The sequence below is a fragment of the Sabulibacter ruber genome, from assembly GCF_017355955.1.
In the GTDB taxonomy this organism is placed as follows: domain Bacteria; phylum Bacteroidota; class Bacteroidia; order Cytophagales; family Hymenobacteraceae; genus Nibribacter; species Nibribacter ruber_A.
In genome coordinates, this window is the sequence record NZ_JAFFID010000003.1 from 311,753 (window position 1) to 326,411 (window position 14,659).

Genomic DNA, 14,659 nt, shown 5'->3' on the forward strand with positions numbered 1-14,659 from the left:
CACTGGGGAAAGTCTCTGGTAGCAGTGCTTTCCTGAAAAGATGAAATTGTTACAGAGCGTCTTCTATTACTTCTTTCATCTTATCGGCATCGGCAATGAACTTAGCCAAACCGTTATCGGTGAGCGGGTGCTTGAGGAGGCTAAGGATTGGCTCCAGCGGACAGGTGCAGACATGCGCCCCGGCCTCGGCACATTTTACAATGTGGATGGAACTGCGGATAGAGGCCGCCAGAATCTGGGTTTCATACCCCTGGATGGAGTAAATGTTAGCAATCTGCTCAATCAGCTGTACTCCGTCCCAGCCAATATCATCCAGACGCCCTAAGAAAGGCGACACGTAGGTAGCCCCGGCTTTAGCCGCCAGAATAGCCTGACCCGCCGAGAACACCAGGGTACAGTTGGTTTTGATGCCGTTATCGGTGAACCACTTGATGGCTTTAAGGCCGTCTTTGATCATAGGCACCTTTACTACAATGTTAGGGTGCAGCCCCGCCAGAATTTTACCTTCTTCTACCATGGTTTCAAAGTCGGTGGAAAGCACTTCGGCGCTGATGTCTCCGTCCACAATCTCGCAAATGGCCTTATAATGATCCAGGGTGGCCTGCTCTCCTTTGATGCCTTCTTTTGCCATCAGAGAAGGGTTGGTGGTTACGCCGTCCAGAATCCCCAGATCATGGGCTTCCTTGATGTGCGCCAGATTGGCGGTGTCAATGAAAAATTTCATGGTTGAATAGGTTTATGGTTGATGTTGTTTGGTTTCTTTAGGTTAAATAATCAAGGCGGATTAATTAAATGTCAATTTAACAATTATTAAGAAATTAAAACAATTAAGAAGTAAATAGTTTAAAATTTATACAGCAGCTACTTTTTGAGGCTAACCGAGGAATCATAAATAGAATCTTTGCCCTGGTAGTCAAACCAGTCAAAAGAAGCTTTATTGGTGGAAGGCTGCCCGTTGGAAGTAGCGTATATGCCCAGGGTTACGCCCACAAAACCGCCGGCCACACGGGTGCTCAGGTATTTGCCGTCTACTTTGTCTTGCAGCAGTTGCCAGTTGCCTTTTTTGGTGCCGTAGTAAAAGGAATAATCGGCGCCATTGAATTCAACTTTCAGGTAGAGCGGTTGCTTACTTTCAGCGGTGGTCAAAGCTTTTTCCGCCAGAACGGAATTATCCGCTTTCAGAAGACGCACCACCGGTGCATCCCCTTTCAAGGTTTTCCCAAGGGCGTAATAATGCCCACTGTTCTGGAAAGCCACCAGCCCCGCAAATTCATTTTCTTTCTGAGGCACAAACTCCAGAATGGTACTGGCACTTCCGCGTACGTGCTGCTGCCGGCGGGCTACGTAAGAGACATTCACTTTCTGGGAAAAGCTCTCAGGCCGAACGTTCAGGGTTAACTTGCCGGCAGGTTGGCTCAGGCTGTACCAGAGAGTACGAGGCGTTCTTAGTTGCAGCCAGTACATGGGCAAGGTATTGCCGGTAAACTCCTCGCGGTACGTGAAATTGCCAGAGAGCGGAAACGCAGGTTTCTTCTGCGCCGGCAGGTTGGGCACCGGATACGCATACTGCACTTCTTCATGGTTCGGGTTGATGATAGGCCAGCCCTCTTTCCAGGTCACGGGAGCCAGAAAGGTCTCGCGCCCGATGTTGTAGTGATCCCCGGGTCCGTCATAAGGTCTGGTTGCCAGGAAAACGGCCCACCACTCACCCTTTTGCGTCTGTACCAAATCGGCGTGGCCCGTCGCTGAAACTGGATTAGTTCTGTTTGCCGGCAAGTGGCGCTGGGTAAGGATGGGGTTCTTCTCATACGGTACGTAAGGCCCCGCCACACTTTTGCTGCGCAGAATCACCTCAGAATGGTTCACGCTGGTTCCGCCCTCAGCGGCCATGAGGTAATAGTAGCCATTCACCTTGTAGATATGCGGTCCTTCAATCCAGACGGGCTTCTTGGAAAGGTCTACCCCGCCGTTCACCAGCAAATGCTGGGGACCCACGGTTTTCATGGTGTTAAGATCAAGTTCGTACATCCTGATGGTGCGGTGCCCATCATACAGCGGCTTATTATCCGGGGCATCTGAATTGTATATGACATAGGTTTTGCCATCCTCGTCATGAAAGAGCGAGGGGTCTATGCCGTTTACATTGGGCAACCAATAAGGATTGGACCAAGGTCCTGCGGGGTTGGTGGCGGTTACCACAAAGTTTCCTCCCTTATCAATGAGAGTGGTAACCATGTAAAACGTGCCGTTTTTGTAAGAGATAGTAGGTGCGAAAATCCCTCGGGAGACATCATGGCCATCCAAATTCAATTGCTCGGGCCGGTCCAGAATGTTGCCGATTTGGGTCCAGTTCACCAGGTCCTTGCTGTGGAAGATGGGCACTCCCGGAAAATAGGCAAAGGTGGACGTAATGAGGTAGTAATCCTCCCCCACCCGGCAGATACTGGGATCAGGATAAAAGCCAGGTAAAATTGGGTTCTGGAACATTGGTTTCTTCTGCTGGGCAAAACCAATCCTGAACAGCATTACAAACAGACACAGCCCAATGAGGATGCTTTTCTTAATTAAAGGTAGATTTTTGATCATAAGTAAGGTGTTACCACTGCTATAGAACGGAGAACTGCACTTTGGTTTGAGGTACTTTTAGTAGAAATATCCTAAAAATAAGTTGTAAAAACTACTGCAGTTGGAGGGCTTGGCTTTTACTGCTTGAGTTTCTACACCAGAGTAAAGAACTTGATGAGATGCAATAGGCTCTGAGAGGAAAAATCTGATTCGGGCCTGTTTACAAGAAAACAGACCCGAAACAGAATTACTTCACCTGCTTGGCAGATAAGTTGGCGCTCTCTGGTGGTCCCAAGTAGCTGGGTTTAAGTCCGCCGGCATCTACTACAATTTTCTGCAGCACCACGCCCGAGTCTACCATCCAGAACTTGAGCACGTGCTCGCCTGGCTTGGTTAGCTGGTGTTTGGAGATGGTCAGGTTGATGTTGTTGGCTACGTTCTTGTTCCACTCCCGCTCAGACTTATCTGCGTGAATGTTGATGATCTGCGGCTTTTCATCATCAAAGGAGATGGCATAGCGCAGCCCTTGGGTATTGTGGAAATTGAGCGTGGGGGCCAGCATCACCTGCACGTTTACCTCACCACCTTTCTGCAGGTACACTTTGTACTGCAGGTGCGGAGTGTTTCCGCCGGGTGTCTGGCTAGGAGCAATAACCGGTTCGGTGGTCATAGCCGATGCGGTACGACCCAGATCCGGGATCAGTTGCCATTGGATGTTGTCTCCGTTCACGGCGCGGGTGAAGTGCTCTGCCTCCATGGAAACGTAGCCGTTGCTCTCTACAAAGCCTTCGGTGGAGATGGCTGCGGTTAACGCTGGTTCCACAGGAGCCTGCACTGTCACGCTTTTTCCTTTAGGACCGGTGATGGTCAACGAGGCGCGTTGCGGACCGGCTGGTACGTTGGCCCAATCTACGCTTACCCACAGGCGCTGCTCTTTGGCTATGGTGCCTTTCTCCTGCGATATTTTAAGCCACGGAGCGCTGGCTTTGATGGTGTAATCAAACGGTTGCAGACCGCGGTTAAAGATTTCCAGGTAATGGCCTTGTTTCTGGTACGGCGAGAAAGCCGGCAGCACAGCGGCTTCTTTCGCCTGAGGCCACCATTGCGCGGAGCCTTCCACAGTCACGCCCATGTCTGCGGCGGCAGGTACCGAGAGTTGCTTCACCTCCGGCATCACGTCTTTTTCGGGCTGTTGCCAGTAGGTGTAGCTGATGTGCGTTTGTGACATCATGTGGTTCCACTTACCGCCGGCAATGTTCTTGTGGAAATACTCTGTGAGTTCAGCGTCTTTCTCAAACAAGCGCTTTACTCGGGCGGCCATGTCATTGGTAGTGTTTCTGCCCTGGCTGGCGTAAAACCGATTAAGCCCTGTGGTCACGTGCAGCTCGTTCAAATTCGCGCAGGCTTTAATGGGGAACAATACCAATTGATAATACGCATCACGGTACTCGGCCGGGAGGGCGGCGTTGATGCGCTCCGCTTCCTGAGCAAGACGGTTATAATCGGCTACTACCCTTTCGGCTTCCTGGTAATTGGTAAGGCTGTAGGTGTCAGGAGACAGCAGCTCTGGCTTACGGCGGCTGTTGTATTTGGTATATTTAGAAAGCATTTGCGCAATGGACGGGGCATGCTCCGCTCCAAACTGGCGCTCGGCCCAAAGTCTGGTGTATTCTTCCAGGCTCTCAGCAGGCCATTTCTCCGGGTTCCAGGCATAGTCCAGGAAGAACTCGGTGGGTAATTCCATAGGTTTGATGTCGCCCACGTTCACAATCCAGATACGGTCGGCTTTGTGCTGGTAGGCCAGGTGCATCTGCTCCCAGATTCTGGGAATTGGGTTCGTGTTGAGCCATTTGTAATTACGGGGGCCGCCCACGTAGTCAAAGTGGTAATAGATGCCGTAGCCGCCGGAATGCTGTTTTTCGCCTGGTTTTGGCAATTTGCGGATGTTTCCCCAGTTGTCATCGGCCAGCAACAGGGTCACATCATCAGGCACGCGCATGCCTTTGTCATAGTAGTCCTGCACCTCTTTGTACAGGGCCCACAGCTGCGGCGTTTGCGAAGCATCTTTGCCGGTTACTTCAGAGATGATCTTGCGTTGGTCGGCCACGATGCGCTCCAGCAACCCGATGTTGCTTTCCTCGCTCATGGGTTCATCGCCGTCACCGCGCATCCCCACGGTCACAATGTTCTCAAAGCCGTTCATGCGTTTGATGCCACCAGTCCAGAACTCGCGCAGTTTCTCGGCGTTGGTGTTGTAGTTCCACGGTCCGCCCCCGTTCCGGCGCCACTCGTCATGCGCGCGCGCGAGCGGCTCGTGGTGCGAGGTACCCATCACCACGCCGTACAGATCGGCGGTTTGCGGGTTGATCTTGTCATCGTCGCTGAAGGCGCTGCCCCACATGGCCGGCCACAGGTAATTGCCTTTCATGCGTAAAATCAGCTCAAACACCTTCTCGTAAAACTTGTGGTTGAACCCACCAAACTGCTGCTTAGCCCAGTTGGACAATGCCGGGGCTTCATCGTTGATGAAGATGCCGCGGTATTTCACGGCGGGTGTTCCTTTGGTGTGGCGACCTTCCTGCACGTACAGGTTCTGCTGCTGCTTTACTGGCACATCGGCCCACCAGTACCACGGCGATACGCCAATCTGCTGAGACACGTCATAGATGCCGTAGATGGTGCCGCGTTTGTCGCTGCCCACAATCACCAGCGCCTCGTCTACCCCTTTCATGGGTTTCTTCACGGTCTGCACCACAAAGGTCTCCCACTTGCCGGTCAGGTCTTTCACGTCCAGCTTTTTGCTTTTCACCAGTTGGTCTATGAGCGGGCTTTTGCCCAGCGTTCCCACCAGCACCAGCGTCTTGACTTTGGGGGTCTTCTTCCCAACCGTCAGCGAGGGTTCGGTTTTAGTGACGCGCTGCACATCGGCTTGCAGGTCTTTCAGGGCTCTGATAACACCCGGAAAATCTGATTCATGGATGAAGAAAGAAGCTGGCTTTCCGGCTTCTGCCAACGGAAAAGCATTGCCCTTCTTCTGGCTGGAGACATAGGAAACATCGTCCAGCGCGAAAGCGGCCGGAGCCACCAACAAAATAAGTAGCACCAGAACCAGCTTTCGCCAATTGGCTTTTGGCCTGATCTGCGTTTCTGACCTGTTTTGAGTAAAAGTGACGTAATTCATGCGGGGAAATCAATTAGGAGGGAAAGTAGTTTTTGGCGTTGTAGTAGCAGATATCCTGCACCATTTTACCTATCCAGGGCAGGTCCATAGGCAGCAAACCGCGCTCCATCTCCTCGCCCAGCATATTGCACACCAAGCGCCGAAAATACTCGTGGCGGGAGTACGAGAGGAAGCTGCGCGAATCTGTAAGCATGCCCACAAAACAGCTGATGAGCCCCATGTTAGACAAAGCATCTAGCTGCTGCTTCATGCCATCCAGGTTATCCAGGAACCACCATGCCGAACCGAACTGCATCTTGCCTTTGATGCCGCCCCCTTGGAAATTCCCGATCATGGTAGCGAAAGCGGCGTTATCGGCGGGGTTCAGGTTGTAGATGATGGTTTTGGTGAGGCAGTTTTCCTGTTCCAGTTGGTTGAAGAAATCGGCCATGGCGGGGATCTGCGGATAGTCCCCGATGGAGTCATACCCGGTATCGGGGCCGTTCACCTGCAGCATGCGGCGGTTGTTGTTCCGGATGGCTCCTACGTGGAATTGCTGCACCCACCCTTTCTGGTAGTACATGCGGCCCAACTCCACCAATAAGAATCGGGCGAAGGCATCGTGGTACTGAACTGCTTCCCGGTCATCGCCCTGCAGCACATCAGTAAACACCTTGTTCAATTGGTGCAGCGATACCTGCCCCATAGGTAGGTTCGTGAGGCCGTGGTCTGAGATGCGGCAGCCGTGCGCGTGGAAGTAGTTGACCCGGTTTTCAAGGGCTTCCAGCAGGCTGTCCAGGTTGAAGATCTCAGAGCCGGTGACGCTAGCGAGTAGCCGGATGTAGTCGCGGAACGCCTCTCCGCCGGAAAGATTCAGGACTTTATCGGGGCGGAAGGAAGGCAATACTTTGGTCTGGAAAGAAGACTCCGCCAATTGCTCATGGTACGCCAGATCATCGGTGGGGTCATCGGTGGTACCCACCATCTCTACCCCAAAGTGCGTCAGGAGGCCTTGCGGGGTAAATTCTGGTTTCTGCAGCAGCCCGTTGCAGTGCTCGTACACCTCAAGGGCGTTGAACTCAGTGAGCAGCTCGTCTACCCCAAACGGGTTCTGCAGTTCCATGTGGGTCCAGTGGTACAAGGGATTGCGAACGGTATACGGCACCGCCGAGGCCCACTTCAGAAACTTCTCTTCGTCTGTGGCCTTGCCGGTGATGTACTTTTCCTCCAGGCCCAGCGTGCGCAGCGCCCGCCACTTGTAATGGTCACCTGCCAGCCAGATCTGGGTCATGTTGGCGTAATTGGCATTGGCCGCGATGGCCTCTGGCGACAGGTGACAGTGGTAATCAATGATGGGCAGGCCTTTGGCATACCCATGGTACAGTTGCTTGCTGGTTTCGGTCTGCAAGAGGAAATCTTCATTCAGAAACGTGTTCAATGAAGGCTGCGGACTACGAGGAGCAACGGAAGACGGGAGAATGAAGCTCTCTTGCATAAGAAATTAGCTGTTACCGTAAATAGTTCTTTCAATACCCATCTCTAATCCGCGCAGCTCTGCCAAACCTCTCAGGCGACCGATGGCCGAGTAACCCGGGTTGGTGACTTTGTGCAGGTCATCCAGCATCTGGTGCCCGTGATCCGGACGGAACGGAATGGGTTCGGTTCTCTCGCGGTTAATGGCCACCAGCTCACGCATCACGCCATACATGTCTACATCACCGGCCAGGTGGTCAGACTCATAGAAGTTGCCCATAGCGTCTTTCTTCACGTTGCGCAGGTGCGCAAAGTACACGCGGTGCCCCACTGATTTCAGGATTTCCACCGGGTTGTTGTGCGGCCCGGCACCCAGGGAACCCGTGCAGAAACAGATGCCGTTGGGTTCGCGGTCTACCCGCTTGATGATAAACTCCAGGTCTTCTTTGTTGGAGGCGATGCGCGGCAAGCCCAGAATTGGATAAGGCGGATCATCTGGGTGAATGGTCATTTTAAGGCCGTTTTCCTCACAAACGTCCATAATTGATTCCAGAAAGTACGCCAGGTTCTCGCGCAAACCGGCATGGCCGATGTTCTTATAGATCCCGATGCTCTGGGTTAGGTGCTCCAGCTCAATGTAGCCTTCCATGGGAACGCCCATCCGGATGATCTCGCTCAGCTCATCCAGTTGCTGCTGGGAGTATGTGTTGAACCTTTCCTTGGCCTGTTGCACCACTTCTGGCGCGTAGTCTTGCTCGGCTCCTTCTCTTTTTAAGATAAACAGGTCAAAAACGGCCAGGTCAGACCAGTCAAAGTAGAGGGCTTTGGCCCCGTTCCACATCTCCAGCGCCAGGTTGGTTCTGGTCCAGTCCAGCACGGGCATGAAGTTGTAGCAGATGGTCTTCAGGCCGCAGGCAGCCAGGTTGCGTAGCGATTGGCGGTAGTTTTCTAAATACTGCTCATAATCGCCGGTGCGGGTTTTGATGGATTCATGTACCGGCACGCTTTCCACCACGGCCCAGGTAAGGCCGCTTTCCTCAATAATGCGTTTCCGCTCCTGGATTTCCTCCAGGGGCCAAACGGCACCGTGGGGAACATGGTGTAAGGCACTCACAATACCGGTAGCCCCGGCTTGTTTCACATCCTGCAGAGTCACTGGATCATTGGGTCCGTACCATCTCCAGCTTTGAAGTAATGACATAGAATGGTTCTTTAAATATGATTTAATCTTACCTGTTTGTGGTAAAACTAGGGTAATGTAGCACTTTTTGTTTTGCCGGTGTTTTCAGGAAAATAGCCTAAAAGCACCCGCTTTCAGCTACTTTGTTTTTACCGATGCAGTGTTTTGGTAAATAGGGTCTTTGCCTTCGTAATGGAACCAGTCAAAGGTGGCTTTTCCGGTGGAGGGTTTTCCCTGGAAGGTGGCGTACATACCCAGGGTCACACTCACAAACCCGCCAGCCGCACGCGTGCTAAGGAAGGTTCCGTCTACGTTGTCTGGCATTAGCGTCCAGTCACCTTCTTTTATGAAACTGCAGCCTATAAAGTGTGGAATGGTGTAGGCCATCCTTAAGGGTTGGCCAATCTTTGACAGCGTTGGCACGCCAAAATACCCAAACATCACCTTAGCAGACTGGTTTTACCAAGGTTTTATGAAAAAGCCCCCGAAACGCAGTTGAGCAACGCACTAAAAAGATTGGCTGCTCTTAAGGGGCAGCCAATCTTTTCATAAGGAAAATACAAGATTATAAATAACCAGGGTTTTGGTAAGCAGCTTTCACTGACGCTGGTACATCCATGCGGTCAAGCTGACTTTGCGGGATAGGACGCAAGTAGTGATGCGGCTGAATGGTACGAGTTACGGTGACAGCGGTATGGTCTCCATAAGCAGTTCCCGCAATCTGATACGTGGAAGCAAGCTCATTCCATTTCTGAGTACGAACCAGATCATACCAGCGGTATCCTTCGCCAAAGTATTCGCGGGACCGCTCTGCCAAAATATAGTTGATGTCAATGGTGGCTGGGGTGGCAGCAACCATGGCAGCGCTATTGTCCTCCACTTTGGCGGTATTGCCGTTGTTATCCCAACGCCACTTGCCGGCACGGGCACGGATCACATTTATCAGGTCTCTGGCGCTTTTACCTGGCTGGGTGGTGGCACCTTTCACTGCTGCTTCAGCTGCAATAAAGTACAGCTCAGAGAATTTAGCAATGTTGAACGGACGGGTACTGCCGGCGTTTGGCTGTCCTAAGCCGTTGCCATTGTCGGTACGGTAAGGACCAAGCTTCCAAATACCAGGATAAACAATACGGCTGATGCCGCTAGGGGCAATCACGTAATCTGCTCTACCAGGCATTTCTCCTGCCCCAATGTTGCTCTTTCCTGCTCCGTTTGGATAAGCGATACCGGTAGCTGGATCCTCGTTCAGGAAGGTCAGGATAGGTTCTCCTGGTCTAACGGGCAAGTTGTTTGCGTTATATACCACCTGTGCGTTCACACCGCCTTTAGGCCAGTTTCCACGGTAAGTAGTGGTAAAGGTACCATCGTAACGGGAATCGTTTGTCTTGTCGGCAAAGGTGTTCTGAACTGCCCCAATGGTGGGTGCCATACGATTCCACGGACGCCCTAAAGCTTGTGCCGCTTCCCGCTGAACAGAAGACACAGGATTGGTTCCGTCTGCATTAAGGGCGCTCCTGATGTTAGTATAGTTCCAGGTCAACATCCAGCTGGCAAAGTTATCTGGAGCACCTCCTGAGCCAAAGGTTAAACTACCCCCGTTGTATAACTCACTTGTCTCGGTGTGATCGGCATATAACAGAATTTCCTTGTTGCGGTCATTCTGTGCCAGGTTAACGTCATAGTAGGTCGGCATTAATCCGTAAGTACCAGGGTTGTCAATGGCAGCTGCTGCAATGTCATACGCCTGCTGGAAATACCATTGGGCATTATGGCCGTTAGGATCAGTGCGGGGAGTCTCAGGATAAGTTGGAATGTTATTGGGGTTTTCAAGCCACCAGGCATATGTCAGATACGCTTTTGCCAGGTAAAGACGGGCAACCGTTTTGTTTACTGCCCCGGTAACCCGACTGGTAGTTGGCAAATCTTCTATCGCTTTGAGTAAATCTGGGAAAACGGCTTTGGTGTAGACCTCAGGCACTGTGTTGCGCACAGAAGTTCTGATAGGGTTTGTGTTGAACTTCAATTCACCGGAACCCAGATCCAGGGGAACCCCTCCAAAGGTTTGTACCAGCATGAAGTAATCGAACGCCCGGAAGAATCTGGCTTCAGCAATCAAAGCGGGGGAAATGGTGCCTACCAAAGCCGCATTTTCAATCACACCACTGGCGGTATTGATATTAGGGAAAGCAGCTCCCCACAATCTATCAGCCCGGCTGTTGTTGGAGTTGATCACCCCTCTGCCTGAGAGATCCATTACCAGGAAGTTCTCGTCGGCATCCCTTCCATAAGTTACTTCATCAGTACCGGTAAGGGTGGTGTTATAAAAGTAAGCATCACCGTAAATATAGCGCAGGTGGGCGTACATGGATGTTAGTCCACCTTGAACACCTCTCTCCGTTTTGAAAAACTCGGGTGTATACGTGCTACGTGGCTCTTCTTCCAGAATATCAGAGCAACTCACCGCTGACATAGAGATCACGGCTGCCCCAATCAAAAATTTTATTTTTAGACTCTTCATTTTTCTCTTCTTTAGAATGTAACGTTTAAGCCCACTAAGTAGCTGCGGGTGGCAGGCGCGTTAGTACCAATCGTCAGTAAGCGCGGTCTGTAAGCATCCGTTACGGCCGCATTCTCATTTGCATAGGAGTTAGTTTCCGGATCCATTCCAGATTCTCTGTGATAAGGCGAGAACATCACAAATGGGTTCTGGGCCGTTACGTAAAGCCGCAGTCTGTTCACACCCACGCCTTTCAGCCAGGCGTTGTTATCAAAGTTATACCCCAGGGAAATAGTGCGAATTTTCAGGTAAGAGGCATCAAAATACCCAAGGGTACTGCCATACTTAGGGTTGTCACCGCTCATGAGGCCTCCTGGTTTAGGGTATCTGGCGTCAGTATTCTCTGGTGTCCAGTAGTCTACTTTCACGTTCCCCCGGCGACCGCTCATCATATTAAGGTAACCTGAACTTCCGTAAAGGGTACTGATAAGGATACCTCCGTTCTGGTAAGCACCTACTGCGCTTAAATCAAATCCTTTGTAAGATACGCGGGTATTGAAACCACCCTGGAAATTAGGATTCACGTCCAGGATTTGACGATCCTGAGGACCAATGGCTCTGGTTGGGGTACCATCTGGGTTGTATTCGCCAGTGTATTTCACTTTGATCATCCCTACGTTTCCACCTGGCTCCAAAATATTTCTGTAAGGATCTTCTTCCTGCCAGAGACCTATTCTCTCGTAGTCATAGATCACGTTGATTGGTTGCCCAACAAACCACCAGTTGCCCTCATCTCTGTCTTGCTCTCCCGCCAGGGATACAATCTTGTTGCGGTTGCGGTAGAAATTGACACCCGCTTCCCAGGTCCAGCCGTTAAGGTTGTCCAGGATCACGCCATTCAGGGAAAGCTCTATACCTTTGTTTTGGGTTGCTCCAATGTTGGCAGTATAGCTGTTCACCCCAGAAGTTGGAGGCAATGGAAGCGCCAATAAGATATCTTCCGTATTGGTTACATAGTACTCAATTGTACCAGACAGTCGGTTGTTCAGTACCGCGAAATCTAAACCATAATTCCATGTTTTAGAGAATTCCCAACCTAAATTAGGGTTAGGCACTTCACTAACATACAAACCAGTCTGGTAATTGGTAGGACCAAAGTTGTAAGGACGAGAGGCTAACAACCCAAGAGTGGCATACGGTTGAATTGATTGGTTAGAGGTTCTTCCGTATCCAACACGCAGTTTCAGCATGTTAATCGCAGAAATTCCTTCCATAAACGATTCTCTTGCCACGTTCCAGCCAACAGACACAGCTGGATAGGTATGCCATTTATAACCAGGCGCTAACACAGAAGCTCCATCTGAACGAACCGTAGCGGTTAACATGTAACGGTCATCGTAGGAGTACATCACACGCCCCATCCATGACATTAAACCTGTTTTCCGATACTGTTGGTCTCCTGGGTTCACGGTGATTTCGCCCGCAGCCAAGCCAAGATTGTAGAACTGGAAGGCGTCTGAAGGGATATCTCTTGCCGCAATGCGGGATCTGTTGAAGCTTGTTTCCGAAGCTGAATACAAGGCCACCGCATTGATGTTATGTTTATCAGCAAAGGTGCGGTCATAGGTTAACAGATTTTCAACCGTCCAGTCAGTAGTTACTGAATTGCTAACCGATGCCGTAGAAGGAGTTGTTGGCGTAGCAGAGGTAACCCCCTGGCCTGTGTAAGCGCCCCCTTGGCTTTGACGGTAATTCAAGCCCAGATTGATTCTATACTTCAACCCTTCCACGCCTGGTATTTTGGCTTCTCCATAGAGGGTGTTGTAAGTAGCCATAGTTCTGGTTTGGCTTAACCAGCTATCTTGTAAATCTTCTACCACATCTCTGGTATAAACCCATTGCTCATCCAGCGGCATTCTAACGGTTCTTTTCAAGGTTCCATCAGCATTGTATGGATTGGCGATAGGCGACATGCTCAGCACGCCGTACAAGCCCACGTTGGAACCTTCAGAACGATTGTAGGTATTGTTGGTAGTGAAACCAACGCGAATATATTTACCTACGCCCTGGTCAAGCGTTCCGCGCACAGAGTAACGGGTGAACTGCTGGCTAGGAATGACGCCTTGCTCCTTATAATAACCCGCATTGAAGTTATAACGGCCATTTTCGGTACCCCCAGAAACACCTAAGTTGTGGTTTGTCTGGATACCTTTTCTATACAATAGATCCTGCCAGTCTGTATTTACATCATCGGCTTCATCCAGTGAGTTTGTGTAAATGCCGGCTGCTTTACGCAGGGCAACAAACTCAGCGCCATTCATCATTGGGTATTTGGCAAATACAGTTTTAACGCCAACAAAGCTATCATAGCTGATTTGCGGCTTCTGCCCTGCTTTACCTCCTTTGGTGGTGATCAACACTACCCCGTTGGCTCCACGAGATCCGTAGATGGCGGTAGCCGAGGCATCTTTCAAGATATCCACACTCTGAATATCATTGGGGTTGATGTCGCTGATAGATCCGGGGAAAGGGATACCATCTAATACGATCAATGGATCATTGCTGGCTGACAGCGAGCGCGTACCGCGAATACGGATCTGCATGTTGGCGCCCGGCTGAGACGAAGACTGGGAAAACTCCACACCTGGCAGACGACCTTGCAAGGCCTGTGAGATGTTTGCAGAAGGCACCTCACGGAGGGCATCTCCACTGATAGAGGCTACTGAACCAGTTACTGCTTCCGCTTTCTGAGTACCGTACCCCACTACCACTACCTCGTCAATGGTCTGCTGATCAGAGGCCAGCGTCACGTTGATAGAGGTTCTGTTATTGATAGGAACCTCTTGCGGCAGGTAGCCAATATAGGAGAACACCAGCGTTCCGGCGGGGTTAGGCACTGAAATAGAGTAGTTCCCTTCCACATCTGTAGGGGCAGCGGTAGAAGTACCTTTCAGCATGACCGTCACACCTGGCAACCCTGCTCCGGCGGCATCGGTCACCCGGCCACTCACTGTCACATTGCCTTGGGCAAAAGCCTGTAAGCTCGCCACGAGAGCAACCACCAGCATCAAGGCCAGTTTCATGGTACCCGACTTCCGCAGCAGGGAAATCGTTGACCTGGGATTTTGGGTAATATTACCTTTCATACAAAATTGATTTGAAGTGTAGAGCTAGTAAGTGTTAAGTAGTTGTATATGTTAATTGGTGAGTTCTGTAAAACTGTATGAACCATCAAACCTTGTAGGCTCCTGTCACTCTCCTACCCCAACCGATTGCAGCAAGCCTTTCAACAAATCCCTGGCTTCTTTAAAGAGGCTGCCGTCTAAAATTGCCAAAACTTCAAAACGACACCCCATCACCGGAGCTCCCGTTTTTAGCCGTAAATCAGGAAATTTAGGCTAAAAACCAGCTTTAGACGCGTTTTAGGCAGTTCTGCAGCAAACCAAAGCTTTCTTTCGCCTCAAGTGGCTCTACAAACTTGAATATTATTTTCAAATATTACAACCGATTTCATACATTTTTTCAAATAATTTTCTGATTAAAGAACCCATATTTTTGAAATATGTGAAACATTGGTAATTTTAGAGCAACATTAAGGCTAAAAAATGACGCTTGACGTAGAGCAAACAGAAAAGGTTTCAGCAACATGACACCCAAAAAGCCTGAAATTCCTGTTTCTTTGAAGATTTGTTAAAATTTCAATGAAACAGGAACTGTTTACCCGGTATTTAGTTCCTATATTAAAAGGGAGTTGCACATAGACTCTGAAACCGATTTCATACAT

Annotated in this window: 8 protein-coding genes; all 8 read right to left on the reverse strand. The window is 50.5% G+C overall.

Annotated features, from left to right (window positions below; translation table 11 throughout):
• Positions 1 to 49: 49 nt before the first annotated feature.
• Positions 50 to 724, reverse strand: coding sequence for a fructose-6-phosphate aldolase (gene fsa / locus JT719_RS17025; RefSeq protein WP_207434703.1), 675 nt, complete (start codon positions 722 to 724; stop codon positions 50 to 52).
• A gap of 137 nt (positions 725 to 861) precedes the next feature.
• Entirely contained in the window at positions 862 to 2,586 is a 1,725-nt protein-coding gene (locus JT719_RS17030; protein ID WP_242693316.1) for a glycoside hydrolase family 43 protein, read from the reverse strand.
• A 226-nt stretch (positions 2,587 to 2,812) separates the two neighbouring features.
• Positions 2,813 to 5,746, reverse strand: a complete 2,934-nt coding sequence (locus JT719_RS17035) for a glycosyl hydrolase 115 family protein (RefSeq protein ID WP_207434704.1) — start codon at positions 5,744 to 5,746, stop codon at positions 2,813 to 2,815.
• 13 nt (positions 5,747 to 5,759) lie between these two features.
• Positions 5,760 to 7,220: a glucuronate isomerase gene (gene uxaC, locus JT719_RS17040; protein WP_207434707.1), complete on the reverse strand. Its 1,461-nt coding sequence runs from the start codon at positions 7,218 to 7,220 to the stop codon at positions 5,760 to 5,762.
• A 6-nt stretch (positions 7,221 to 7,226) separates the two neighbouring features.
• Positions 7,227 to 8,399: a mannonate dehydratase gene (gene uxuA, locus JT719_RS17045; RefSeq protein ID WP_207434711.1), complete on the reverse strand. Its 1,173-nt coding sequence runs from the start codon at positions 8,397 to 8,399 to the stop codon at positions 7,227 to 7,229.
• Positions 8,400 to 8,516: 117 nt separating this feature from the next.
• Entirely contained in the window at positions 8,517 to 8,765 is a 249-nt protein-coding gene (locus JT719_RS17050) for a beta-xylosidase family glycoside hydrolase (protein ID WP_242693317.1), read from the reverse strand.
• A 178-nt stretch (positions 8,766 to 8,943) separates the two neighbouring features.
• Positions 8,944 to 10,896, reverse strand: coding sequence for a RagB/SusD family nutrient uptake outer membrane protein (locus JT719_RS17055; RefSeq protein WP_207434715.1), 1,953 nt, complete (start codon positions 10,894 to 10,896; stop codon positions 8,944 to 8,946).
• A gap of 11 nt (positions 10,897 to 10,907) precedes the next feature.
• Positions 10,908 to 14,021, reverse strand: a complete 3,114-nt coding sequence (locus tag JT719_RS17060; RefSeq protein WP_207434716.1) for a SusC/RagA family TonB-linked outer membrane protein — start codon at positions 14,019 to 14,021, stop codon at positions 10,908 to 10,910.
• Positions 14,022 to 14,659 lie beyond the last annotated feature (638 nt).